At 65.7% G+C, this 25344-nt stretch carries 24 protein-coding genes and 2 tRNA genes; 7 read left to right on the forward strand and 19 right to left on the reverse strand.

Features of this window, described 5'->3' with window-relative positions:
- Positions 1-7 precede the first annotated feature (7 nt).
- A complete protein-coding gene (locus tag QX034_RS12165) occupies positions 8-340 on the reverse strand; it encodes a DUF167 domain-containing protein (RefSeq protein WP_315702344.1) in 333 nt (110 codons plus the stop codon).
- Between the two features lie 24 nt (positions 341-364).
- Positions 365-655 carry a YggT family protein gene (locus tag QX034_RS12170; RefSeq protein WP_315702343.1) on the reverse strand — a complete coding sequence of 97 codons (291 nt, stop codon included), beginning with the start codon at positions 653-655 and terminating at the stop codon, positions 365-367.
- A 236-nt stretch (positions 656-891) separates the two neighbouring features.
- Between QX034_RS12170 and QX034_RS12175 the strand changes: the two genes are divergently transcribed.
- Positions 892-967 (forward strand) — tRNA-Ala (locus tag QX034_RS12175).
- Between the two features lie 142 nt (positions 968-1109).
- Here QX034_RS12175 and QX034_RS12180 read toward each other — a convergent pair.
- The 8 genes from QX034_RS12180 to QX034_RS12215 form a co-directional block, all read right to left on the reverse strand.
- Positions 1110-1919, reverse strand: coding sequence for a glutamine amidotransferase (locus QX034_RS12180; RefSeq protein ID WP_315702342.1), 810 nt, complete (start codon positions 1917-1919; stop codon positions 1110-1112).
- 81 nt (positions 1920-2000) lie between these two features.
- Positions 2001-2780, reverse strand: a complete 780-nt coding sequence (locus QX034_RS12185; protein ID WP_315702341.1) for an SDR family oxidoreductase — start codon at positions 2778-2780, stop codon at positions 2001-2003.
- A gap of 210 nt (positions 2781-2990) precedes the next feature.
- Complete coding sequence (locus tag QX034_RS12190) at positions 2991-3464, reverse strand: TerB family tellurite resistance protein (RefSeq protein ID WP_315702340.1); 474 nt, start codon at positions 3462-3464, stop codon at positions 2991-2993.
- A gap of 172 nt (positions 3465-3636) precedes the next feature.
- Positions 3637-5046, reverse strand: coding sequence for an adenylate/guanylate cyclase domain-containing protein (locus tag QX034_RS12195; RefSeq protein WP_315702339.1), 1410 nt, complete (start codon positions 5044-5046; stop codon positions 3637-3639).
- A gap of 138 nt (positions 5047-5184) precedes the next feature.
- A complete protein-coding gene (locus tag QX034_RS12200) occupies positions 5185-6567 on the reverse strand; it encodes a cytochrome P450 (protein ID WP_315767728.1) in 1383 nt (460 codons plus the stop codon).
- 115 nt (positions 6568-6682) lie between these two features.
- Positions 6683-8050: a hydrolase gene (locus QX034_RS12205; RefSeq protein ID WP_315761604.1), complete on the reverse strand. Its 1368-nt coding sequence runs from the start codon at positions 8048-8050 to the stop codon at positions 6683-6685.
- Between the two features lie 250 nt (positions 8051-8300).
- Positions 8301-8513, reverse strand: coding sequence for a hypothetical protein (locus QX034_RS12210; protein ID WP_315702336.1), 213 nt, complete (start codon positions 8511-8513; stop codon positions 8301-8303).
- Between the two features lie 112 nt (positions 8514-8625).
- Positions 8626-8913, reverse strand: coding sequence for a hypothetical protein (locus QX034_RS12215; RefSeq protein WP_316195415.1), 288 nt, complete (start codon positions 8911-8913; stop codon positions 8626-8628).
- 260 nt (positions 8914-9173) lie between these two features.
- Here QX034_RS12215 and QX034_RS12220 point away from each other — a divergent pair, with 260 nt between their 5' ends.
- Together QX034_RS12220 and QX034_RS12225 are read left to right on the forward strand one after the other, a co-directional pair.
- Complete coding sequence (locus QX034_RS12220) at positions 9174-10205, forward strand: polysaccharide deacetylase family protein (RefSeq protein ID WP_316195416.1); 1032 nt, start codon at positions 9174-9176, stop codon at positions 10203-10205.
- 198 nt (positions 10206-10403) lie between these two features.
- A complete protein-coding gene (locus QX034_RS12225; RefSeq protein WP_315761598.1) occupies positions 10404-10988 on the forward strand; it encodes a hypothetical protein in 585 nt (194 codons plus the stop codon).
- A gap of 16 nt (positions 10989-11004) precedes the next feature.
- Here QX034_RS12225 and QX034_RS12230 read toward each other — a convergent pair whose 3' ends face one another.
- The 5 genes from QX034_RS12230 to QX034_RS12250 all read right to left on the reverse strand — a co-directional run bounded on the left by QX034_RS12230 (position 11005) and on the right by QX034_RS12250 (position 16797).
- Entirely contained in the window at positions 11005-12402 is a 1398-nt protein-coding gene (locus tag QX034_RS12230; RefSeq protein ID WP_315702332.1) for a GSCFA domain-containing protein, read from the reverse strand.
- A 225-nt stretch (positions 12403-12627) separates the two neighbouring features.
- A tRNA-Thr gene (locus tag QX034_RS12235) sits at positions 12628-12703 on the reverse strand.
- Between the two features lie 154 nt (positions 12704-12857).
- Complete coding sequence (locus QX034_RS12240; protein WP_316195417.1) at positions 12858-14762, reverse strand: heme biosynthesis protein HemY; 1905 nt, start codon at positions 14760-14762, stop codon at positions 12858-12860.
- A 5-nt stretch (positions 14763-14767) separates the two neighbouring features.
- Positions 14768-16012, reverse strand: coding sequence for a hypothetical protein (locus tag QX034_RS12245; protein WP_316195418.1), 1245 nt, complete (start codon positions 16010-16012; stop codon positions 14768-14770).
- Between the two features lie 47 nt (positions 16013-16059).
- Entirely contained in the window at positions 16060-16797 is a 738-nt protein-coding gene (locus tag QX034_RS12250; RefSeq protein ID WP_316195420.1) for a uroporphyrinogen-III synthase, read from the reverse strand.
- Between the two features lie 166 nt (positions 16798-16963).
- On the opposite strand from QX034_RS12250, the gene tsaD reads away from it, so the two are divergent.
- From tsaD to QX034_RS12270, 4 genes are all read left to right on the forward strand, one after another.
- Entirely contained in the window at positions 16964-18031 is a 1068-nt protein-coding gene (tsaD, locus tag QX034_RS12255; RefSeq protein WP_315761774.1) for a tRNA (adenosine(37)-N6)-threonylcarbamoyltransferase complex transferase subunit TsaD, read from the forward strand.
- A 441-nt stretch (positions 18032-18472) separates the two neighbouring features.
- On the forward strand, positions 18473-19453 hold the full coding sequence (locus tag QX034_RS12260) for an NAD(P)H-dependent glycerol-3-phosphate dehydrogenase (protein ID WP_315702328.1): 981 nt from the start codon (positions 18473-18475) through the stop codon (positions 19451-19453).
- Positions 19454-19455: 2 nt separating this feature from the next.
- The gene (locus QX034_RS12265) at positions 19456-19869 is read left to right on the forward strand and encodes an EVE domain-containing protein (RefSeq protein WP_315743564.1); all 414 of its coding nucleotides are present in this window, start codon (positions 19456-19458) and stop codon (positions 19867-19869) included.
- Between the two features lie 168 nt (positions 19870-20037).
- Positions 20038-20253, forward strand: coding sequence for a dodecin family protein (locus QX034_RS12270; protein WP_315702326.1), 216 nt, complete (start codon positions 20038-20040; stop codon positions 20251-20253).
- 189 nt (positions 20254-20442) lie between these two features.
- Here QX034_RS12270 and QX034_RS12275 read toward each other — a convergent pair whose 3' ends face one another.
- From QX034_RS12275 to QX034_RS12290, 4 genes are all read right to left on the reverse strand, one after another.
- Positions 20443-20817 (reverse strand): DUF2059 domain-containing protein, encoded by a 375-nt coding sequence (locus tag QX034_RS12275; protein ID WP_315703145.1) that lies wholly within the window; start codon positions 20815-20817, stop codon positions 20443-20445.
- Between the two features lie 897 nt (positions 20818-21714).
- Positions 21715-22815, reverse strand: a complete 1101-nt coding sequence (locus tag QX034_RS12280; protein ID WP_315701243.1) for an IS4 family transposase — start codon at positions 22813-22815, stop codon at positions 21715-21717.
- A gap of 421 nt (positions 22816-23236) precedes the next feature.
- Positions 23237-24739 carry an ammonium transporter gene (locus QX034_RS12285; protein ID WP_315702325.1) on the reverse strand — a complete coding sequence of 501 codons (1503 nt, stop codon included), beginning with the start codon at positions 24737-24739 and terminating at the stop codon, positions 23237-23239.
- A 39-nt stretch (positions 24740-24778) separates the two neighbouring features.
- Positions 24779-25117, reverse strand: a complete 339-nt coding sequence (locus QX034_RS12290) for a P-II family nitrogen regulator (RefSeq protein ID WP_315702324.1) — start codon at positions 25115-25117, stop codon at positions 24779-24781.
- Between the last annotated feature and the right edge of the window lie 227 nt (positions 25118-25344).

Here is a 25344-nt window from a genome sequence, read left to right on the forward strand (position 1 = left end):
TCTGCGGTTAGGGCTTGCGCGTCGGCTTAGTCACCGAAGCGAGGCCGCGCAAGGCCTCTTCGAGATGCGCCGGATCGCCCGAGATCGCGACCTGTTTCAGCCGTGAGGTTGCCCCGGAGGTCAGCCGCACGCTGGCCTTGGGCACGCCGAGCGATTTCGCCAGAAGCTCGGTCACGGCGCGATTGGCCTCGCCGCCGTCGGCGATCGCGCGCACCCGCACCTTCAGCACGCTGCGGCCATCGGACAAAGTCTCGATCCCGTCGACGGCGTCGCGGCCGCCGCGCGGCGTCACCCGCAGCGCGACGCTCAGCCCGTCACCGCTTGCACGCCAGGGAGTCATGCCTCCGGCGGCCGGCATCACAGGTCAGAACACGACCGGGTAGATGTAGTACTGGATCACCCGTTCGATGAACATGATGATCAGGATCACGATGATCGGCGAGATATCGAGGCCGCCGAGATTGGGCAGCATGGACCGGATCGGCGCCAGCACGGGCTCGGTGATCCGGTACAGGAACTCGGCGACCGCCGACACGAACTGGTTGCGCGTGTTGACGACGTTGAATGCGATCAACCAGGATAGGATGGCCGACGCGATCAGAAGCCAGACATAGAGATCCAGAACGATCAGGATGATGTCGAGAACGGCGCGCATGCAGGGCTACTCGGGGGCTCGGTCGCGAATTCGACCTTGGATATCCGCTAGATATCGGTTCCGCCGCACGCAAACAAGGGAAGCCGCCCGTCAAGGCTAATGAGGCATGTGACGTTCTTGACTTGGCCTCAGCAGGGACTGTAAATGACGCGACTTGCCGGTCGCCATCCCAATCATCTGCAGCGACCGGGCGTATGTTCCGAGCCGTCAAGGCCGGTTGTCATGCAAAAGCTCAAGGGGCCATAGCTCAGCTGGGAGAGCGCATCGTTCGCAATGATGAGGTCGGCGGTTCGATCCCGCCTGGCTCCACCACGCTTCGCCCTTCGGGCTACGCGTGGCACCGCCACGCAAGAGCCTGAAGGGCGAGGCGTGGTGCCCGGCGAAGCCTCTTGGCGAAGCCGGGCTGTCCATCGACATCCAAAGCAATATGGCGAAGGGCGAGCGCTATTGCCCCCTACTCCGCCGCCTCCGCCAGCATCGGCATCGGCTCGCGCTTCAGCCAGCCGTCGATGAAATGCTTCAGCCAGGCGCGCTCGGCGGCATCATGCACGGCGCGGCCCTCGAAATGGCAGTGCCGCGGCCGGGCGCCGGGTGCATCCAGCCGGTCGTGGCCGCGTGTGGTCCAGCGGCACATCATGGCGAAGGTCACATCGGGGTGAAATTGCAGCCCGAAGGCATTTTCGTACCGGAACGCCTGGATCGGGAAGTCATCGCCCTCGGCGAGCAGGTCGGCCCCGCAGGGCAGCGCGAAACCCTCGCGGTGCCAGTGATAGACGTGGTCGGGCCAATGCGGGCAGAGCTTCCGGCCGTCCGGGGTCGGGCGCACCGGATAATAGCCGATCTCGGCCCGGCCGTGCGGATGCGGGGCCACCGCGGCACCCAACTGCTTCGCCAGCATCTGCGCACCCAGACAGATGCCGAGAAACGGCCGCTGCTCCCGCAACGGCACGTCGATCCAATCGATTTCGCGACGGATGAAATCGTCGGCATCATTTGCGCTCATCGGCCCGCCGAAAATAACGGCACCGGCGTGCCCATCCAGCGTCTCCGGCAGCGCATCGCCGAAGCGCGGCCGGCGGATATCCAGCGGATGGCCAAGCGCGCGCAGCGCGTTGCCGACCCGTCCGGGGCTCGAGCTTTCCTGATGAAGCACCACGAGGACCGGCCGTTTCGGCCCGCGTGCGGCGCCGGCGGTCGGGAGAAGTTGCCGAATGTCGGCCTCTGCGGCCCCTTTCGGTCCAAGCGAGGGGTTTTGCCTGAGCATCACCTGCTGATCTTAGCTAAGCGAAGGTTAACGGCGCGTGAGCGTGCCCCTCTCACAAAGCAAGCGGCGGGCCAGAGGCGATCAACTTCGCTTCAGCTGCAGGCGGCCGACCGCGGCCAGGATGAAGCCGCGCGGAAACCAGCGCAGCAGGAACGGCACGACCTTGATGCCGATCCCAGGCAGCACCACACGCTTGTCCGACATCAGGCCGCGATAGGCGGCCGCCGCCACCGCCCGCGGCGACACATTGAGGATCATCGAATCGATCCCAGGCTTGAAGCCGGCGCGCGCCTGAAACTCCGACGGCACCGGACCCGGGCAAAGCACGGTGACGCGCACGCCGTGGGGGCTGAGCTCCTGGTGCAGAGCCTCGGTGAAGGAAATGACATAGGCCTTGGAGGCGTAATAGACCGCCATCCCCGGCCCCGGCAGATAGCCCGCGACGGAGCCGACATTGAGAATTCCGCCGCGGTTCTTGATCAGCTGGTCGGCAAAGCGCAGCGAGAGGTCGGTCAGCGCCCGAATATTGACGGCGATCATGTCGAGCTGCTCGGCCCGATCGAGCTGGACGGCCTTGCCGAACAGACCGAATCCGGCGTTGTTGACGAGATGGTCGAGTTCGACACCGGCCTCCGCCAGCGTCGCCGCGATGTGGTCGCCCGCGTCGGGCGCCGTCAGGTCGCACGGAATGACGATGGGCGCTGGGCCGCCCTTTGCGGTGATCTCGCGCGCCAGCGCCGTGAGCCGGTCCTCGCGCCGCGCCGCCAGGGCCAACCGATGCCCTTTCGCGGCGAAAACGCGGGCCAATTCAGCGCCAATCCCTGCGGAGGCGCCGGTCACGAGCGTCACACGTTCACTCACGGTACAGTCTCTCGGAACAACTTTCGAACATCATTTAACCGGGAGAGAGAGCATAAGCGCGCAGGAACTTGCAAGCGGTCCGGAACTGGCTGCGGGCCGCAAAGAGGGTCCGTAATGCCTGGAATCCTACGGGCTTAACCGCCCCGCCCGATTCCGCGCCACATTAAACTTTATCCATGAACACCGTCTCCGGCGTTCCTGGGCGCGGATCTATGCTTCCGGCGATACGCCCTGCCGCCTGGCGGCAACGCGGTGTTTCAGATCGACACGATCGCGCGAGGAGATGCCGAGCAGTTCGGAGGCGCGCCACACCACATTGTCCTCGAATTCCGTCACCTTGCCGTCGGCGTAGACGAGCTCCCACATCATCTCGACGATGCGCAGCCGTCCGGCTTCGTCGACCTCGCGCATGATCACGCTGGTGAAACGGTAGAGATCGACGGCCTCGCCTTCGGCCAGCATGGCCGAGCTGATCAGCCGGTCGGCGGCGCCGGGAGCGAGCCCGAAACGCAGCTCGAGCAGGCTGTGCAGCTTGTGCTTCTCGACCTCGCTCGGCCCGCCATCGAGCGAGATGACGTGGATCAGCAGTGCCGTCGCGGCGAGCTGATAGCCATTGTCGTCGAAGGCCGGCGTCTCCTGGGGCGAGACCACATCGGCGATGAATTGGCGCAATCCGTCCAGCATGGCGTCCTTTGAGGTCTCTGTTGTCTCGCTCTCGCCGGTCACCGTCGGAGCGGCGTTCTCATCTCAGATATGCGGTTCATCGGCTGCCCTGGCAATCCGCCGCGGCATTTCGCCCGCATGACATTTCGGTAAGTGTTTGCGCCCCGACTTCGTTTCCGGGGCACTCGCCCGCTCAAGGAATCTCGTACACCATCATCTTGTCGGCGACGCCGCGCAGGGCGGCGTGCTTCTGGATCGGCGTGATGTGCGCCTTCTGCAGGATGTCGACGACGCCGGGCGCCTCGATGACAGGCGCGGTGAGGTGGATCTCCTGCGCGGTCGACAGGCTCTGCACGCGCGCGGCGATGTTGACGGTCTGGCCGAAATAATCCTGACGATCGTTCAGCATCACCGCCAGGCACGGCCCCTCATGGATACCGATCTTGACGACGAGATCCTCGGTGCCGCGCTCTTGGTTCAGCTCCTTCATCGCCGCGCGCATCCGCAAGCCGGCGGCAAGCGCATTCTCGGGCCTGATGAAGGTCGCCATCACCGCATCGCCGATCGTCTTCACTACCGCACCCTTTTCGGCATTGATGATCTCCAGCAGCGCGCGGAAATGCGCCCGCACCAGATCGAACGCCGCGAGATCGCCGACCCGCTCGTACAGCGCAGTGGAACTCTTGAGGTCGGTGAACAGAAAGGTCAGCGAGGTGATCTTCAGCCGCTGATCGATGTTGAGCTGGTCGGCCTTGAACACGTCGCGAAAGGTCTGGTTCGACAGCATCCGCTTGGCGGTCAGGAACGGCTTGCGCCTGCCGGTCAGATGATGCAACGCCTCGGCCGCGACCATCACGGTCGGCAGCACGCGCAATCCCGACTTGTTGTCCAGCGCGAGTTGCAGCGGACCAGGACGCAGCACCGTGGTCTCGACCGGCGCGCGCACGCCGTCATATTTCAGCGCGAGCTGCTGCAGCTCGCCGGTCGGCTCGCCCTGCACGTCGATGAAGCGGGCAGCATGGGTCACCGGCTCGAACACGATGATGAATTGGTGCGGCAGGCTCAGCGACACGGTGTCGTGATCGCCGGCCGCCAGCTCCCGCGCATCGAGCACGACGTCGTTGGAGAGCGAAGCCATCGACGCCTCGTCGAAGTCGACGCCCGAACTCCAAAACACCTGCTTGAAATAGTCCCAGATCGGCAGCGAATGCGGATTATGCGCCGCGATCGACCTGATCCGCGGGCTGACGGTGAAGGCCGCCTCGACCTGCTGATCGACGGTCGCCTCATAGCCGCAGGCGCACAGGCCGCAGTGATATTCGTCCGAGCGCAGCGATTTCAGCGTGCCGTGCGCATCGAGCACCCCGCCACAACCGGGACACAGCACATTCCAGGTCAGATCGAACAGCCCGATCCGCGCGGCGTGAATGAAACCGGAGATCACGCGCTCCTCGTCGAGCCCGGTACGTTTGGAGAAATCCAGCGCATTGACGCGGTTGAGCTCGTGATCGGCACCATCGGCGATCAGCTGCGCGATCGCATCCGCGACCGCGGGATCGGCGGATTCCTGCAGGGCCGAAAACTGGACTGCCGTGGCGTTCATGGATTGACCGATGTCCCTGGGTGCGCGCGAAGATGTGGGCATGTACCAGCTGAAATGCGAGGGGGAACGTTCTCGTTGCCTCATCCTGGAACCGCACCACTGTCTCAATCACCTGACGCAGGCGGTCAAGCCACCCGCTTACCGCGGCGTGATCCGGAACATCGGCGAGCGATCCGGCTGCGTGGTCACCACGCCGACCGGGGTCACCGGCACGGTGTCGATCAGCTCGATCCGGAACGCGGCGACCAGCCGGGCCAGCGCGAGCACGGCCTCGACCAGCGCAAAGTGTGCGCCGATGCAGACGCGCGCGCCGGCGCCGAACGGCAGATAGGAGAACCGCTCGGGCGGCGGCGCATTCGACAGGAAGCGCTCGGGCATGAACGCGTTCGGCGCCCGCCACAGTTTCTCATGCCGATGCAACAGCCACGGTGCAATCAGGATGACGTCGCCGCGCTTGACCGGAAAGCCCGCAACCGCATCCGGTCCCAATGCCGCGCGTGCGATCAGGAAGGCCGGCGGATAAAGCCTGAGCGTTTCGTCGACGACTGCACGGGTAAACGGCAAGCGCTCCGGATCATCCGTCGCCGGATTGTCCTTCGCTTCCCGGGCCAGCCTGTCCTGCGTGAGCGGATCGAGCGCGAGCAGATACAGCGCCCAGAACAGAGCGGTCGCAGTGGTCTCATGTCCCGCGAGGATCATGGTCGCGACCTCGTCGGCGAGTTGCGCATCGGTGAAGGCCGCGCCGGTCTCGGGATCGCGCGCGGCGCCCATCAGATCGAACAGGTCGCGCGGCGGTGCATCCTCGCTTTTTCCCCGCGCCCGCCGCTCCGCCATCAGCATCGCGACGAAGGCGGTCCAGCGCTTGCGAAACCGGGCGCGCGCGAAATCGCGCGGCGTCGGCCAGGACAGCGGCAGCACGATGTCGAGCAGATGCGGGCTCGCCAGCCGCGTGCCATATTCGAACACGAAGTCGCGCAAGGTGCTGCCATGGCGGCCCATCTCGAACGAGAACATCGTGCGCCCAGCGATGTCGAGCGTCATCAGCTGCATGATCTCACGCAGATCGACCGGCGCGTTGCCCTGTTGCGTGAGCCGAGCCACGGCCTCGTCGACGACCGCCACCATGTGCGGGATCAGGCCGGAGACCGCGCGCGGCGTGAAGGCCGGAGCCAGCGTGCGCCTTTGATGCTTCCAGGCCTTGCCTTCCGCAGTCAGCAGACCATCGCCGAGTATCGGCCGCAAGACGCGGATGCCGCCGGGCGTGCGGGCGTAGTTCTCGTAATTGTCGACCAGCACATGCTTGATCGGATCGGGCGTATTGAGGATGAAGCTGGAGCGGCCGAAGAAGCGGCCGGCGACGACCTCGTCCTCATAGGCGCGCTGCCCCCAGGTCGCGATCGCGTTCTCGCCCATCTTCAACACGCGCCGGAACGTACCCATGCTGTCCGGTGCCCGCGGCGGCATCGGCGGCACCAGCGGCGAGCGGGACTGCGGCAGATAGTGGACTTCGGCGACGCTCATTGGTGAACTCACAATCATCGCCCCCGCGATCCCAGCGGCTCACGTCCACGGGGCCCCCTTCAGAGCTTGAACAGCGCTGGCGACAGGAGATCTGCAGGCTGCCCCGTCCGAACAGCTATGTCGTCAGCTCGATCACCGCAATCCTGCCCTCGGATACGGGCCAAAGCCGGGCAGCGATGCGTTGCTCATTGAACTCACCGATGATGGTGCGTCCGGCCTCGCCCGCGGGCAATCGCAACGTGGTCGCCGCGTCGGTCGGCACCCCCTTCTGCACGTCGGTCGGCTCCTTGCCGTCTAGCAAAACGATATCGCGCGGCAGACCGAAATAGCCGCGCGGCCGTGACATGATGATGATGGCGCCAGCTCCCGCGTCCGCCGGTCCGATCGGACGCGCTGCACGCAAATGCACGACGTCTGACGAACGCGGAAAAGGCGCGCGGTAGAAATGCGTCGTCGGTGCGCCGGCCGAGGTGAGCACGATCTCGAGACAGGATGCCGGATCCACCTCCGCAGGCCCCCAGCGTCCGTCGGCCTCGGTCTGCCCGCGATAGACGATGTCGCCGATCCGTTCCCCGGTCTCCGGCGAGATGCGGTAGACTTCGACCGTCGCTCCGGACACCGGACGATTGGTCGGCACCCCGCCGGGCGTGCCGCTCACCAGCCCACTGAGACGAACCCGCTTCTCCGGCACGATCGCGATCCGGTCGGGCTCGCGGCCTGCAATCGACTTGTAGATCTCGCGGAAGGCGCGCGGATGAAAGGCGACCTCGCGGTGATCGAGTGCGCCGAGCACGAGGTTGGTCGCGCCCTTCAACGCTGGTCCTTCCGCAGTGATCCCGGTCGGCACGCCGGGCTTGCCGATCAGGCGGCCGTCTGCTTGCGCATATTTGTCCAGACCATCGCTGCGCAAGGTGAGGAATGCGACGCCGTCCGTCACCTCGCTCTCGCCGGCATTCAACCCGCGCAGGAATGCTCCGCGACCGTTGAACTCGCTGCCGGGATTTTCATCGGAGTCGAACACGCCGTGATTGGGCGTTCCGCACAAGACGGCGTGGCTGATATCCGCTGCGCCGCCGTTCTTGATGACGTTGCGGATCGCATAGCCGCCGCGCGAGCTGCCGACCAATGCGATGCGTGCTGCGCCGGTCTCGCCCTTCAGCGCCTTGATCGCAGCAGCGAGCTCGCGGCGCTGATCCTCGGTCGAGGATCGGTTCGGCTGGGCCACGCCGTCATCGTTGCGCGCCAAGGGATCCGTGAAGTTGAGCGCAGCCATTCGGCCGCGGGGCACGCCGTTCGACTCCATCCGCCACAACGTCGTCATCCATAGTGCGGCGTGATCACCATTGCCGTGGACAAACAGGACCGGCGGAATCTCGCCGCCGGGCGCAGCCGCGGATTGCGCAGATGCACGGACCGAAAAAGCGGCGGAGAGCAATGGCAGCGAGCCCATGCCCTGCAGGATGGTGCGTCGGCTCAAGCTCATTGGCGTCTCCCGGTCATGGATTGATTGTACGCATCGTTTCCACGCGTAAGACTTCCGTCACGAATGGGTCCGAACAGCGGCGGATCGCGGCGGGCATTCACCTCACGGGCGGCAGGAATCAGCCAAGCACCGGGAGCGCCGCGATCGCGCAAAGTGGCGTGTGGCAATCACGCGAAGCTCGAAGCTGCCGAACGGCGAGCACGGAAATCACGCCTTAGCGAATCCAACCTTGTCGACGCGACCGGCGAACTCACTGACCGTGCTCGGTCAGGGTCTTTTCACAGGGCTTGGACAGCCGGGCTCGATGCTGCTTCAGGCAGGCGAGCACGGCCTGATCGCCATCATTCATGACCGAGCGGCACAATCGCGATACGTCGCGCGCGCAGGCGTCGTGACCGACCTGCTGCGCGGAGGCAGCGGATGCCAAGAAGACGAGAGGTATGACGAAGAGAATTCTGCTCATGGCTGACGCCTCGCTCCCGGACCTTCATGCGTTGGAGGCGTTCTAAAGCGCACCACGGCCGGCCGCAAGCCGATGGAATCGGCCGGCATGCCGTGCACTCCGATACCGCTTTCTACATCGCTCGATCAGCATCGGCGACCTTGCCGCCCTTCCTCCCGATCTCCCGGTCGAGCACGGCGCGGCAGCCCGCGGTCAGGTCGGAGCGGTGCATGACCATGCAGGCGGTGATCGTGGGAATGTTGGGGATCTCGCTGCTGCAGAGACGAAAGGCATCGCCGCTGCACGTCTGCTGCGCCTCGGCGCTGAAGGCGAAGCTCTCGCGAGAGGTCATGATCGTCAGGGCACAGATGACGAAGGCGACAGCGACTGAAGTGCACAGGCTCGAGGCGGACAAGGTCATGATCGGCTCCCATCGCCACCCGGTTGCGGCGCTCGTTGTCGATGCCGCCATCATGGCCGCGAACGCCTGGAACCACCGTGATTGCGGTCACATCACGAGCTTGTGCAGACCATCCCATTCCGGAGCGCTGGAAATGGCAGCTCGGCCGGCGCGCGTTGGGACCGCGTTAAGGTTTCATTGGCATTAATCGAATCTGATCAATTGCGCAGGACGGCCGCGCGTCCCCGTAGATCGAGTGTGGTGTTTTCGGGAAGAGTAACATGCGTAATGCGTTGGGCTTGATGTTGGCCGCCATTGTCGCGGCAGTCGCAATCACTGGGGTGTGGCGTTACGTGTCCGCCCCGCATGCGGTGCTGGCCGCGCCGCAAACCACGGCCGCCCGCATTGCGGAACCGGCAAGCACGTCACCGAAACTGGCCGCGAAGGACGACGTCGAGTTCACGGCCGCCGTGCCGGCCAAACCTGCCGCGATGCCGCCTGCACAGTCGCTGCCGACCTCGACTTGCGCCAATCCGGATGCGCTCGGCATTTCCCGCACCGTCGTGGTCGACACCACCGGCGGCCCCGGCTTCGGCCTCGATCACTTCAAGCAGTTCGACTTCCTCACCGATCACGAGGTCGTCCTGACCTTCGACGACGGCCCGTGGCCGAACAATACGCCTGCGGTGCTGAAGACGCTGGCCGACGAATGCACCACCGGCGTGTTCTTCCCGATCGGCAAGCACGCGACCTATCATCCGGAGATCCTGCGCCAGGTCCTGGCGGCCGGCCACACCGTCGGCGCGCACACCTGGGGGCATGCCAATCTGAACGGCAAGAAGATGACCGATCAGACCGCGAAGGACGAGCTGGAGAAGGGCTTCAGCGCGGTGAAGTTCGCGCTCGGCACCAACCCGTCGCCGTTCTTCCGCTTCCCGCAGCTGCAGCACCGGCCGTCGGCGGTGGCCTATCTCGGCACGCGCAACGTCGCGATGTTCTCCTGCGACGTCGATTCCTTCGACTTCCGTTCCAAGGACGCCGATCAGGTCGTCAACACCGTGATGGCCGGGCTCGAGAAGAAGGGCAAAGGCATCATCCTGATGCACGACTTCCAGAAGCACACCGCCGAAGCGTTGCCGACGCTACTGCGGCGACTGAAGGCCGGCGGCTTCAAGGTCGTCGCGATGAAGGCAAAGGCGTCGCTGGAGACCCTGCCGGAATATGACGCGATGATCGGCCAGGATCCGAAACTGCCGACCACCATGACCAGTGCGCGGCCCATCTCGAGCGTGATTCAGACCATTTCCCAGTAGCGAGCACGCCGGTCCGTCCTGAGCTGTGGCGAAAGGCCGGGCTTTGCCCGGCCTACTGCTTTGGCCTCGATGCTCGGCGTCTTCCGATTAGACAATCGCTCCTGCAGAAGTATGGTGGTGTGAAAGAATACAAGGTGCCGGCGAGTTCAGCTGTTGGCACCAATGGGCCAGGAAGCCGCCAGTAAACAGGAGGGAAGCATGCGCCGCGCCGTAGCAGCGATGTCCTTGATCGCCAGCGCCTTGTGGTTCGGACAGGCATTCGAACAGACCTGGGCGCAGAGCGGCGAGAACGAGGTCGAGGAGGTCTATGTCGCGCGGTCTGTGCGCCGTTCGCGCGTCGTGCCCTCGGATTTTTGCGCGCCGACCAAGACCGGCTTTGCACCTGCGCTCGAGGATCAGCTGAGCATCAAATCGGTCAACACGCGGCCGTCCGACGGCCGCATGACCGGCACCGGTGACAAGGATATCGGCGACATGCGGGTCTGCGTCGGGCAGGCGATGGACCCGACCGTTCTCGGCACCTATGCCGAAGGCCACCTGAATGGCATCGCCTTCACAGGCGTCGGCGATTGCCGGCTGGTGCGGGGCAATCTGCCGGAAGACGGCCTGCTCACGCACCGCTGCTTCATGCTGCTGTCGGGGCTTCCAGAGCCCTATGTCGGCGGATTCCTGGTCTCCAGCTCGATGTATTCGCGGACGCCCTTCGGCGAGGAGAGCTCGCCGAAGGGCTATGCGCAGGCCGGCCTCATGATCATCCGCCTGTTCAAGCGCCGCCAGCCGTGAGGCGGCTTCTTTCGACTCAAGCCGCCGAGAACATCTCGACGAAAGCCCTGATGGTGCCGTTCACCTTGTCTTCCGAGACGTGCCAGGCGGCGCCGTCATCGGCCGCGAAGTAGTTGCTGGCGTTCGAGCCCGCCCACCGGAACACCTCGAACGAGGGCCAGTAGAAAATGTTCGACAGGTTCGAATTGTTCACGACCTCGTGGGCGACCAGCCGCATCGTGCTTTTCGACAGGCAATCGGCCTGAACCGCGGATTCATATTCGAACGAGGCCAGCAGCGGCACCGGCGAGACGGTGACGATGATCTTGATATCCGGCACCACGCTCCGGATGAATTCGATCAGATAGAGCACGTTGTCGACGTTCTCCTGAACGCTCGCGGTCCGGAACTGATACTTCTCCGCCAGCGCCCGCGAATTCAGCGCGGTCGGCCGCGGCAGCACGAAGGCGCCCGTGGTCCGGTCGAAGAACGCCGCGGCGACCCCGAGCGTCAGGATGAAGACGTTGCTCGACTTGATGACCTCGAGCGTCTTTTCCTTGCTCCAGCCGGGTGGCAGCAGCTCGACGATCCGCTCGCGAACGCTGTCGTCGATCGCGGCCCCGCGCAGCCAGTCGACGAAGACGCGGTTCGCGAAGGTGGTGTTGATGTATTCCGAAATCTCCATGTGATGGGCCGCATAGCCGTTCTCATGCAGGCTTTTCGCGAGATTGCGGGCGAAGCAGGAGCCCATGGTGAAGAACCGGGTCTGCTTGGTCAGGAATTTGGGTCCGGCTTTCAGATTGACCGCGATGTGATCGCCGATCAGCTTCTGGAAATCGCCGAGAAAATCCGCCGTCTCGGGGTAGCGCCCGACCTTGCTCTTATTAGTCTTGGCGCCGGGGTCGTTCTTGCGCGTCCGCGCGACCTCCAGGGTCTCGCGATTGGCGGGCGTATCATAGGCCGGGTCGAGCGCGATGGCCTTTTCGAGCGAAGCGATCGACTCTTCGAACAGGTTGCCTTGGGTCAGGATTTCGCTCAGCCGGAAGTAGTCGTCGGCCAGGTTCGAGGCGCGGGCCAGCTTGCGGTAGAGTTCGATCGCCCTTGCGAACGGCCCGACATGGCTGCAGCGCAGGGCCGCGCTCCTGATCAGGTGCAGGTTGCCTTCCGTGGGCGTGTTGAAGATCTCGGGGTGCTCGTCGAGGATCGCGAGCATCATGTCGCGCGCTTCGGCGTGGGTCTTGTGCGTGCCGTCCTCGATCAGCTGCGCATAGATGAAGCGGGCGCTGAGATCCTTGCCGTCCAGCTCGAGCAGCTTCTGGAACGCCAGCCGCGCGCTGACGAAGTCCTTGTCCTCAAGGTATTTGTAGCCGAGCGCCTTGATCTGGGCGATCAGCGACTGGAACTCTGCGTGATTATCGAGTGCGGAGGTGGTCATATCGAGATTGCGCCCTTGAATTCGCCTGAACATGCGTTGGCTGCCCGCACGCCTGATTGGCGTTGCGGGTTGGGGCTGCATTCTGCAGTTACTGGATACCGATCTCCGGCTGCCGTGTACGGCCACGGAGTACGCAAGCGAACGGGCTTCGGCCCGCGCTGATTCGATGCTGTGAGGAGGTTAGCCGGGATTTCCGGAGCTTGCTAGCCGGGGAACACCACGGAGTGGTGCCGCAAGAGGGATTCGAACCCCCGACCCCGTCATTACGAATGACGTGCTCTACCAGCTGAGCTATTGCGGCGACCTTGTCATTCCGCGGCTTGCGACGGCGCAGCCGGCCGCGGACGCGCCTCTGATATCGGGCGGGCGGCCGATTGGCAAGGACAAGCCGGCCGCAAGCCGCCGGCGCGGTAATTTTTGTGACGGACCGCGCGTGAGCGGGCGAAACGCCCGCTTCAGCCCCCGAACCGGGACAGGAAGCCGCGCCAGCCACCGGCCTGCTGCTTCGGCGCGATCTGCTCGGCGAATTCGTCCCGCGCCGCTTCGTCCTCCTCGATCCCGGGATCGTCTGGCGGCCGGATGATCGGGACGATCGCCGGGATCGGCGCTTCCGCCGGCTTACCGAGATCGCTGCGCGTACGGTACAGGGGCGTCGGCCCGAGCGGTGCGGAACTAGCGGGCGCCGATGCTGCCGGAGCGGCGCGCCCGGCCGGGGCAGAATTGCGCGTCGCCGCGGACGGCGATGGGCCTCCGGACGCATCCTCCGGTGCCGCCGCCTGCAGGGGCGGCGCCGGTTCTGGCGCCTCGGCCGGCGCTGCGGCTGGAACGGCGGGACCGGGTGCGGCCGCGGACTTATCCTCAACGCGTTCCACAGGCTTATCCGCAGGCTTGTCCACAGCTTCATCCACCGGCGTCGACGCCGGGAGATTGTCCTGCGGTGTCGGCTCGATCACGGCCGGCTCGGATGCGACCTCGCGCGGCGGCTCGGCAAGGCCCTGGGCAATCGTCGGCCGTTCCGGAACGGGCAGCATCGCTTCGTCGAAGGGCTGCGGTTCGATGGCGGCGCCGCGCTCCGACGGCAGGCTGGCCACCGGCGTCTGCCACTGGAAGGCGTCGAGCCGGCCAGTGACCGGCGACACCGGGTGCCAGCGGTGGCTGACATAGCCGTCGGCGGTCCAGGCCGGATCGTGGCGGGCCCGCACCGCGCGCAGCGTCCATTCGCGCGCCTTGCCGGCATCGCCGTGCTCGGTGCGCTCCAGCTCCGCCATCAGCATTGCCACCCGCTGCGTGGGATCGGCGATGAACGGCGCCAGCGCGTCCCGCGCCCGCTTGAACTCGGCGGCATCGATCGCGGCGCGCGCGATCGCCAGCGCCCCTTCGATCTGGCCCGGCGTCCGGCCTGCGAGGTTCTCGACCCGCGACAGCCGCTGCCGGGCGGAATCGCCGAGCCGCACATGGGCATAGGCCTCGGCAAGCTCGGGATGCGGCTGCGCGATCCAGGCCGCCTCGATGATCTTCATGGCACGGCGCACCTGGTGCGCCTCGCTCTCGAATTTCGCCGCCAGCACCGCGGCCGGCACCAGGGTCGGCGCCAGCTTCACCGCCTCCATGACGCTCGTGCGCGACAGATCGCGGTTCTTGCTTTCCAGCTCGATGGCGCGGGCCGTGAGCAGCACGCCGCGCTGGCGGCGGTAGGTCGGCTTGTCGACCAGCCCGGCGGTGTAGTTGCTGTCGAGAATCGCGAGCGCGCCGTTCCAGTCGCCTTGCGCGCAGCGGAAGCCGAGCACCGCCTGCGAGGCCCAGGTCGCCTGCGGCGCGACCTTCAAGGCTTCGTCCGCGATCATGACCGCGGCGATCGCATCGTCGGAGCGCTGCGCCTCGATGAACAGGCCGCGCAGACCGAGCAGCCGCGTGTCCTGGCGCTCGGCCATGACGCGGAAGGCGCGCCGCGCCGCCTCGGGGTCGCCTTCGAGCTGCGCGGCTTGCGCATGCAGCAGCAGGGTCAAGGGATCGTCGCCGGCGAGCCGCCGCGCGACATCGGCGTGCCGCCGGGCCGCGGTCGGGTCGCCATGGCCGATCGCGAGCAGGCCGTGGGTGATGGCATGGCGGCCACGGGCATGGCGCCGCGCATGATGGTGGCGGCGGATGCGGCCGGGCGCACGCAACAGCGCGCTCAGGATGCTCCACAGCAGCATGATCGCGACGATGGCGATGCCGAGCAGCAGCACGAACACCGGAAGGCCCATCTCGGCCTTCCACGGGCCCCAGGTCAGCACGACGTTGCCGGTTTGCTCGGCGACCCAGGCAGCGCCTGCCGCAGCGAGTCCAACCAGGACGAGGAAGAAGACGATCCGGATCATGGCCTTCACTGCCCGGCTTTGGCTGGAGGGGTGGCAAGCGCGGTCATGGCATCGTCGGCGAAATGACGGGACGCCGCCAGCGCGGCATCGCGGGCATTGACCTTGTCGAGCCAGGCTTGCGCCGGCGTACGGTCGGCCTCCGGCAACAGCTCGAGCTCCCGCCGCGCGTCGGCGACATCGTTGCGCACGGCGGCCGCGGTGATGCGCGCCACCACCGCGCCGCGGTCATTGCCCGTCGCATCGCTGCGTTCGATCCGCACCAGCTTGGCCGCGCCGGCCTGCAGGCGATCGACGATCGAGGTTCCGGTGGGCGCGGTCTCCGGCTGCTGCGGCGCCAGCGTCGGCACGATGGTCAGGAGATCGCGCGCCAGCGCCGGCGGACTCGGCACGCCGGTCTTGGCGAACGGCTCCAGCGGCTTCAGCGCATCAGCATTGGGCGCGAACGATTTTGCCGTCGCCAGCGCGGCGGCATAGGGATCGCCGTGACGCACGGCAACATCGAGCAGAGCGGCCGCGACGACACGCCGCAGCGGCATGTCATCGGTCGGCTTGGCCTCCGCGATCTTCCCGCTCGCCTGCGCCAGCGCCGCGCTCTGGCTGCGGCTGGCGCGTTCGAGCTGGTCGATCCGCGCGGTCAGGCCGGAGAGATCGACCGCGGCTGCGCCCTCGCGCGGCGCCTTGAGGTCGCCGATCGCGGCCGCCGTCTTGTCCGACTGCGCGCGCAGCGCTGTGACGTCGTTGCGCACCGAGGCGACAGCCTTGTCCAGCGCATCGATGCGCCCGGCGAGCGCACTGTCCGGCTTGCCGATCCGCCCCTCGAGGCTTTTGACGCGGCCGCTGAGATCGTCGACCACGGACGACAGCTGCGGCGCGGCGGTGGGCGCCGTGACCTCCGGCCAGCCCAACATCCAGCCGACGCCGATGACCAGCGCCGCCGCCACGGCACCGGAAAACGGCGCGATGATCCAAGGCGAAATCGGCCGCGCCGCGCGCCGCGGCGGCTCGCTTGCGGCAATCGCCTCGTCGGCAGGCGTCTCCACGCCGGCCGGTTCGGCCGCCTCCAATTCGGGCTCGGGTGCGCCATGCGGATGCGCTTCGCTCGCCGCGTCGGACGAGCCCTCCGCGACCGCCTCGGCCGGGGCCGGGTGGGTCTCGCTCGAAGTCGGTTCGAGATCGATGGTCGGCGGCGAACGCTTCGGCCGTCCGGTCTCGGCAGCCGGACCAGCGGTATCGGACGGATCATCGACCATGGCGGCAGTTCCCTTGACTAGAGATTGGGCAGGCCCTCTTACGCCATTCACGGCCGCAACGCACGGGCCAGGCCCTCCAACAAATTTTGTTCATCGGGATGCGCCGCGAACGTCACGCGGGCGGCGCCGGCCTCGCGCAGCACCTCTGCCACCGAATCGGAGATGCAGTATTGCGGCACCGAGAGCGCCGAGATTTCGACGCCTTCGGCGCGCGCCGCCGCCACAAAGGCCTCGGCGCTCCGGCGCGAGTAATGCACCACGGCCTCGACGCGGTCGGCGGCAAAGGCATCGCAGACCTCCCGCGGCAGCGCGCTGACCTGCGCCATCCGATAGACTGTCGCCGTCACCACATCGAAGCCGCGCTCGATCAGCTCGGAGGCGAGATCGCGCGAGATGTCGCTGCCGGCGAGATAAAGCAGGGTCCTGCTCGCCTCGAACACGCGCGCGGCGGCGCTGTCGACGACCAGCTCCCGCAGGCGCGCCGCATCGCCATCGGCCGAGATGACCTCCGTAAATCCAGCCTCGCGCGCCGCCGACGCAGTCTGCGCACCGACGGTGAACAGCGGCAACGCGATGAGCGGCGAGCCGGACAATTGCGGCGCGGCGGCGCGCAGCGCATTGGCCGAGGTGGCGATGACGGCGCCGACATCGCCGCCCAGATCGGCCGGAAGCGGCAACGGCTCGAAGCGCAGCATCGGCGCCAACAGCACGTCGAAGCCGCGCGCGCGCAAGGCGTCCGCAGTGCGGAGATTATCGGGGGATGGGCGGGTCACCAGCACAGCCATGTGCTATGCTCTCGCTGGGCAGCGCGCCGCCGGGTCGCAATTGACAAAGTCGCAATTGACAGACGATTGCACCTTGCGACCTCGTGGTGTTAGGCGGTCCCATGGCGGGAGATCGCGCCACATAATAACCGAAGGGTTGAGATTGGGTAACGATTCACAAGCGCTGGTGCTGGGCATCGAGACCACCTGCGACGAGACCGCCGCGGCGGTGGTCGCGCGTGCTTCGGACGGCAAGGGGCGGATCCTTTCCAATGTGGTGCGCTCTCAGACCGAAGAACACGCGCGCTATGGCGGGGTGGTTCCTGAGATTGCCGCTCGTGCCCATGTCGATCTGCTGGACGGCATTATCAAGGCGGCGATGCGTGAAGCCGGCGTCGCGTTCGCGGAGCTCAACGCCGTCGCGGCCGCTGCCGGCCCCGGCCTGATCGGCGGCGTCATTGTCGGCCTTACCACGGCAAAAGCGATCGCGCTGGTGCATGGCACGCCGCTCGTCGCGGTGAACCATCTCGAAGCGCATGCGCTGACGCCGCGCCTCACCGACAACATCGACTTCCCTTATTGCCTGTTCCTGGCCTCCGGCGGCCACACCCAGATCGTCGCGGTCGCGGGTGTCGGCGACTATGTCCGGCTCGGCACCACGGTCGATGACGCCATGGGCGAGGCCTTCGACAAGGTCGCGAAAATGCTGGGCCTGCCCTATCCCGGCGGGCCGCAGGTCGAAGAAGCGGCGCGCAGCGGCGACGCCGCGCGGTTCGCCTTGCCACGGCCGATGCTGGGACGCAGCGATGCCAATTTCTCACTGTCGGGATTGAAGACGGCGGTGCGCAACGAGATCGGCCGGATCGGAGAGGTGACGCCGCAGGACGTCAGCGACCTCTGCGCCAGCTTCCAGGCGGCGGTGCTGGACTCGACCGCCGACCGGCTGCGTGTCGGCCTGAAGCTGTTCAGGCAGCGCTTCGGCGCGCCGACCGCGCTGGTCGCCGCCGGGGGCGTCGCGGCGAACCAGGCGATCCGCGCCGCGCTCGACTCCGTGGCGCAGGAGGCCGGGACCACGCTGATCGTGCCGCCGCCCGCGCTGTGCACCGACAATGGCGCCATGATCGCCTGGGCCGGCGCCGAGCGGCTTGCGCTCGGCCTGACCGACGGCATGGACAGCGCGCCCCGCGCCCGCTGGCTGCTCGATGCCAATGTCAGCGTGCCCGAGAAATTCTCCAACACCCGCGCGGGGTTTTGAGGAGGGTGCGTTGGTCCTCTATGTCCACAGAGCCGGTGCGCTGCCCTCCCCCTTGCGGCAGGGCGATCGCATATGGAGAAAAACTCGGCCGACGAGCTCTCCCGCGGCCGTCCTTCGAGACGCTCGCCTCCGGCGAGCTCCTCAGGACGAGGGCTCGTTTGCGGCAAAATGGCAGACCTTCATGGTGAGGAGCGCCGCATGCGGCGCTCCTCCGGACGATGCTACGCATCGCCGGGAGAACCATGAGGCCCGATCCAGTTTGCGCCATATGCGATCGCCCTGCCCCTGGCGGGGAGCGCATAGGCCGCATTTGGCGGCCGCCTTAAGAGAACGCCGAAGCCAAGCTTCGGGTGGGGGCGGCCCCATAAAGACTCTCGCACGTGGCACCCCCCTCCCCGACCCTCCACCGCAAGGGGGGAGGGAGCACTGAGACCGCCCGTGATGTCGCGCTTCCGATCCATCAGCATCATCGGCGCCGGGGCCTGGGGCACGGCACTGGCAGCCGTCGCCGCGCGCGCCGGGCGAGATGTCACGCTCTACGCCCGCGATGCCGCGCACGCCGCGGAGATCGCCGCGCGGCGCGAGAACCCGCGTCTCGCCGGCATTCCGCTCGCACCTGAGATTTCGATCACCAGCGAGCTCGCGCAGGCGGCGGACGCCGAGATCGCGCTCGTCGCCGTACCCGCGCAGCATCTGCGCGGCGCCATCCTGCATCTTGCGCCGTACTTGAAACCCGCCACGCCACTCATCGCCTGCGCCAAGGGCATCGAGCACGGCACCCACAAATTCATGACCGAAGTGATCGCGGCAGCCGCGCCGCACGCACACCCGGCCATCCTCTCCGGCCCGAGCTTTGCCGACGATGTCGCACGCGGCCTGCCGACGGCGGTCACGCTGGCCGCGCATGACGAGGCGCTCGCGGCAGATCTCGTCCACGCGCTGGGCTCCGCCACGTTCCGCCCCTATCACAGCACGGACGTGCGCGGCGTCGAGATCGGCGGCGCCGCCAAGAATGTGCTCGCGATCGCCGCCGGCATCGTAGCCGGGCGCAGGCTGGGCGCATCGGCGCTCGCAGCACTGACCACGCGCGGCTTTGCCGAGCTCGCCCGCTTCGGCCGCGCCTGCGGCGCGCGCAGCGAGACGCTGACGGGCCTGTCCGGCCTCGGCGATCTCATTCTCACCTGCGCCGGTCCCCAATCGCGCAATTTCGCCGCGGGCCTGGCGCTCGGGCGCGGCGAGCCGCTGCCCGCCGGCAAGCTGGCGGAAGGGCAATACACGGCGCCGGTGCTGGTCGAGCTGGCGGCATCGCTCGGCATCGAGATGCCGGTGTCGAACGCTGTGGTAGGCATCCTGAACGGGGACTTGACGATCGAGGCGGCGATCGAGGCGCTGCTGACGCGCCCGTTCAAGGCGGAGGAATGAGAATGGCGTACTGGCTGGTGAAATCCGAGCCTTCGGTGTGGTCGTGGGAACAGCAGGTGGCCAAAGGCGCCAAAGGCGAGGCCTGGACCGGCGTGCGCAACTTCACGGCGCGGCAGAACCTCGTGGCCATGAAGAAGGGCGACCTCGCCTTCTTCTATCATTCCAACGAGGGCAAGGAGATCGTCGGCATCGCCGAGGTGATCAAGGAGGCCTATCCCGACCCGACCGACAAGACCGGCAAATTCGTCTGCGTCGACATCAAGGCCGACAAGCCGTTGCAGACACCGGTGACGTTGGTCGCGATCAAGGCAGAGAAGAAGCTGTCCGAGATGGCGCTGGTGAAGCAGTCGCGGCTCTCGGTGCAGCCGGTGACGCCGGAGGAATGGAAGCTCGTCTGCAAGATGGGCGGGATGTAGCTGCGCAAGGTCTGGTAAGCCACGCGGTGCGCAAGCGCCATTCATGGTAGCACCAGGGCCTGTGGCTGGCCGATCCAGGCAGCGTTCTTTCGGGCACGGCATCGTGGTGCTACGTTCGCCTGTGGCAGGAAGCACCTGCTTCCTGCTCATACCGAACAGGAGAACGACATGCCTGACAGTGTCTACAAAGTCATCGAGCTGATCGGTACCAGCAGGGAATCCTGGGAAAAGGCGGCCGCGAACGCAGTCGAACAGGCCGCGAAAACCCTCCGAGACCTGCGCGTCGCAGAAGTCGTCCAACTCGACATGCAGCTCGACGCCAAGGGGAAAGTCGAGTCCTATCGGGCCAAGCTCAACGTGTCGTTCAAGTTCGAAGGCTCATGAGCTGAGCATATCCCGGTTGCGGATCGCTGAACCGGCCTATCGATTTGGGACCGAACCGATTGCGCCTGTCGGTCCAGCTGGTGATAGCCGAGGATGAAAGCTCGTCTGCGAGATTGAACCGGATATCGCGAAGGTCTTCGACCGGGACGCATCGCCAGAGCCAGGGCACGGCCGGTGCCGTGCCCTGGCTCAAAGATCCACGCCGCTCTTGCGCAAGTCCTCGATCATTCGCTTCTTCATTTCCTCGCCGACTGCCTGGCCGAATTGCTTTCCGACGGCCATCGATTCCTGTGCGAGCAGCGGCATCTTCTGCAGGAACCGCTGGCCGGCAGGGGTCTTGTAGAAGGCGGTCAGGACCTTGAGATCCTCCGCCGAGAAGTTCCTGGCGTAGATCATCGCGGTCGCATCCGAGAACTCAGAAGCCTTACTCTGAAATGCCTCGAGCAGCTTGGGGGTCATCGCATCATATTGGCGATCCACCTCGGGGCGTCCCTGGACGATTGCCGATTTCATACCCTTCACGATGATCGGCATCACGGCCGCGAACTGATCCTTCAGATGCATCACTGCGATCAGCTCCTTCGCCGCCGCCAGCGATTCGGGCGTCGGGTCCTGTGCTCTTGCGGCAGGAGACGTTGATGCAGCGAGCAGTATGGACAACCCGACGACCAAATACCGGCACCAGCGCATTTATTCCCCCTTGGACCACAGTCGCGATCCCGCCGAAGATCCACTTGCATTCTACCAGAAAGTTTGTGGCGCGCATCACTCGGCGATAGGCGTCGGCAACTTGCTTAGTTAGCGGTCACCGACGGAGCTCGCGATTGAGGATTTTTCGCTACGGCTCGTAAACCGCGTGTTTGCCCGTCGTGCCAATCTGCCGCAATGCCGCGCGCTTGCCATGTCGGGCAAATCACCACCATCATTCCGCACGTCCCGCCGCCGCATGAGGGGCGTTTCGCGACCGTCACGAACCGTTGGCTGTGGGATGCGATGGGCGTGTGTTGCTGCAGCGCGAGTCTCTCGCGCGGACGAACAGCGATGCGCGCACGGTCAAGTCGCGCGGTCCTGGCATCCCGACGCTGATGCCAAGTTCGCGACGAGGCTTCGCCTCGCGCGGACGACGGTGGCCAGAAAGCCCGGCGCACCGGGGAGAACGCGAAGCAGCCGTTAAAACCATTCGCGCAGGGAAGGCCGGTCGTTCCGGCTCGTACCTGTGGTGACTGCCGCCTGCATTTCTTTCTGCAGGCGGGCCATGGGTGCGGCCAGCGCCCGGCCTTCCCCATAGGCGTTAAGGTAGCGCGAGCATCGATTGATACTTGCGTTTTCGAGGAGGCTCGCGAAGGTGGCGCCCCAACGCGCGTTTTCTGCGGCGCAAGCAACGGATGGTTGGTTGTGGAATGATTGCTTGCAGCAAGGATGCAACGAGCTGCTGCAGGACCCGCCAAGCGCCAGGCGTCGTTAAGCGGCCTGCGTCCAGTGGGGAGAGTCCTCGAAGTCGCTGGCAAGCGGCTCGAGCAACAGGATGATCAGGAGGTGGGCCAGCAGGTAGGGCTTGGCAGAGCGCGGATCGGTTCCTGGCGGCGTCTTGAGGCCAATCAGACTCTTCAGTCGCTTGAACCCAAGCTCGATCCGCCATCGCAATCGATAGAGCGCAAGCACATCTTTGGTGGAGAACTCGTCCCGCGCGAGCGACGTGATCAGAATGACCCAATCCGCAGCCTCCAAAGTTTCTTTGGAGATGATGCGGTTTTCATCTTTTGCGTCTTGCCGGGCTTTACGCCGAGAAGCAGCAGCCGCACCGGTGGGCTTCTTGATTGCGACCAGACGCATAGCCAGAGGCGCGCCGCCCTTGCGCTTGATCCAAATCTCCCGATCGACCAGTCCGCGCGCCTTCGCGGCACGCAATTGGGCCATCAGATCGAACGGAAGGCCTTTGGCGTCAAGCCAACGTGCGTTCTTCCAGCCCGCTCGGATCAAAACGTCGGCCCCGGCTTCGCGGACGGCCGCAATGCGGTCAGGTTGCAGATAAGCGCGGTCAGCAATGCGGATCTCGTTCTTGACCACTGGTATCCGGTCAAACGTTTCGCCCTCTTGCTGATCTGTCAGCTCGAAGTGACCAAAGCGCTCATAGGGCAGATCAAATGCGCTATGAACGCGCCAAAGCTCACTGTTCTTGCGCGCAGCCGGTCCCGCCTGAGGCACTGTCGTCGCATCGATGATGCGGATCAGGCGGCCTTGGCTCGCCTTCGGAGCTGCCGCAGCGAGCAAGCCCTCCACCAGCACCGCAAACCAATCACCACATTGACGCAGCCGATAGAACAACGCCACGCTGGTGAGGTCGGCAAGGCCAACAGAAGCCGCCCATGCGGCTGTCGATCTCAGCCCTCTTTCACCCAAACAATAGGCCAGCATCAGCCGAAGTAACGTCACCGCATCTGGAATCTGCCGCCGACGCGCGAAGGCCTTCGTCTGGCGCGCAGTTTTCTCGAGCTGCGCAGCCCCGCCCAGCTGCGCAACCACTCTCGTCCAGTCCTCGTTCAGGAGCGATTCGTCTGCCATCCCCTGTTCGAATCACGGCGGATTCCAACACTCAAGCATAAACTTAACGCCTATGCGGCCTTCCCTGCGCCCTCATGATTGGAGGGTGACGAATTCAGCACAGCTCGGACGCATCGTGTCGCGAGGACGTTTCCGCATATCCAGCTGTCATGCCCCGCGAAGGCGGGGCATCCAGTACGCCGCGGCTTCTCGGTCGATCGCGACCGACAGTGAGTACTGGATCGCCCGGTCAAGCCGGGCGATGACAGCGGGGGAGACAGGAGATCCGTCGCCATCACATCAGCCCTTCGACTCAAAAAAGAAAGGGGCCCCAGCTTGCGCTGGAGCCCCTCAACGGTCAGGGCATTGCCGGGTATCTGCCCGAACCGAAGTTTTGGCCCGGTCCCTCGGGAGGTGTCTTGGGACCGAGCCCCGGGAGAACTCAGTAGTTGTAGGCCCGCTCGCCGTGATCGGTGATGTCGAGACCCTCGCGCTCCTGCTCCACGGTGGGACGCAGGCCGATGATCACGTCGACGACCTTGTAGAGGATCGCCGAACCGACGCCCGACCACACCAGCGTCGCCAGCACCGCCTTGCCCTGCGCCAGCATCTGCGTGGCGAAGTCGTAGGTGCCGGCGTTGTTGCCGGTGATGTTGGTGTAGTCGGTGATGCCGACGCCACCCAGCGCGGGGTTGACCAGGATGCCGGTGCCGAGCGCGCCGATGATGCCGCCGACGCAGTGCACGCCGAACACGTCGAGTGCGTCGTCATAGCCGAGCGCGTTCTTCACGGTGGAGACGAAGAACAGGCAGACCGGCGAGACGATGAGGCCGAGCACCAGCGCACCGACCGGGCCGGCATAGCCGGACGCCGGGGTGACGGCGACGAGGCCGGCGACCGCACCCGAGCAGATGCCGAGCAGCGAGGGCTTGCCCTTCACGGCCCATTCGCACAGCAGCCAGGACAGCGCCGCACCGGCGGTCGCGACCATGGTGTTGACGAAGGCGAGCGCGGTGGTGCCGTTGGCTTCGAGGTTGGAGCCGGCGTTGAAGCCGAACCAGCCGACCCACAGCAGCGAGGCGCCGATCATGGTCATGGTCAGCGAGTGCGGAGCCATCAGGTCCTTGCCGTAGCCGGTGCGCTTGCCGATCACGAGCGCGCCGACGAGGCCCGCAATGCCGGCATTGATGTGCACCACGGTGCCGCCCGCGAAGTCGAGGGCGCCAGCCTGGAAGAGCCAACCGGCGTTGGCGTTGACTTCATCGAGCTTGGCCTGAGCGGCAGTCTTGGCGGCCGCGTCAGTCGCCGCAGCGAGCGCCTTGGCCGCAGCGGCGATGTCATCCGGCGCCGGGACGTACCAGACCCAGTGCGCGATCGGGAAGTAGATGAAAGTCACCCAGAGCAGGATGAACAGCATCACCGACGAGAACTTGATGCGCTCGGCGAAGGCGCCGACGATCAGGGCCGGGGTGATCATGGCGAAGGTCATCTGGAACACGAAATAAGCGAGTTCGGGGATCACCACGCCGTTCGAGAAGGTCGCCGCCGTCGAGTTGGCGTCGATGCCGTGCATGAAGGCCTTGGAGAAACCGCCGACCCACGAGGTCATGCTGCCGCCGTCGCTGAAGGCCATCGAGTAGCCGTACAGTGTCCAGATCACGCCGACCATGGCGACGATCGCGAACACCTGGGTCAGGACCGAGGCCATGTTCTTGGTGCGGACCAGGCCGCCGTAGAACAGGGCCAGACCGGGCACCGACATCATGAGGACGAGCGCGCTGGACACGAGCATCCAGGCGACGTCGCCCTTGTTGGGAACGGGGGCGGCTGCAGCGGCTGCGGCAGGTGCGTCTTCGGCGAACGCCAGATCCGCAAATCCTGCAACGCAGAGCCCTGCGATGGCGAGCGTTATCCATCCCGCGCTGGTTGGACGCTTAAACGTCATTTTCTTCTACTCCGTAAGTGTTTCAATTTGAGCGGGAAATCAAAGGGCCGCGGCATCAGCCTCGCCGGTGCGGATGCGCACGGCGTGGTCGAGATTGATGACGAAGATCTTGCCGTCGCCGATCTGTCCGGTTTTCGCCGCCGAGCTGATGGCGTCGATGGTCTTGTCGACCTGGTCGGCCGGGATCGCGACTTCGATTTTGATCTTTGGCAGGAAGCTCACCGCATACTCAGCGCCGCGGTAGATTTCCGTATGGCCCTTCTGCCGGCCATAACCTTTGACTTCCGTCACAGTGAGACCATGAACGCCAATGGCGGTCAGGGCATCACGGACTTCTTCCAGCTTGAATGGCTTAATGATCGCCATAACAATTTTCATGAGTCCTATCCCCGCTTGGGCCCGGCACGGACGTTACCGAGCACTTCTTTGCGACTGAGGTCCCCAGCGCGGAGAAATCTTCACAACGCGGGCACAGCCGGGAGGCCTAGAATCAAATGCCGTGCCAGACGGGCAACGACGCCTAACGAACTATGAATGCGGACCTTTTCCGCCTTTGGCCGGATAGCCCTGACCTGCGCTATTCGGTCGCGCCCAAACAATGGGCA

The organism is Bradyrhizobium sp. SZCCHNR3119 (genome assembly GCF_032487775.1).
Classification (GTDB): Bacteria; Pseudomonadota; Alphaproteobacteria; order Rhizobiales; family Xanthobacteraceae; genus Bradyrhizobium.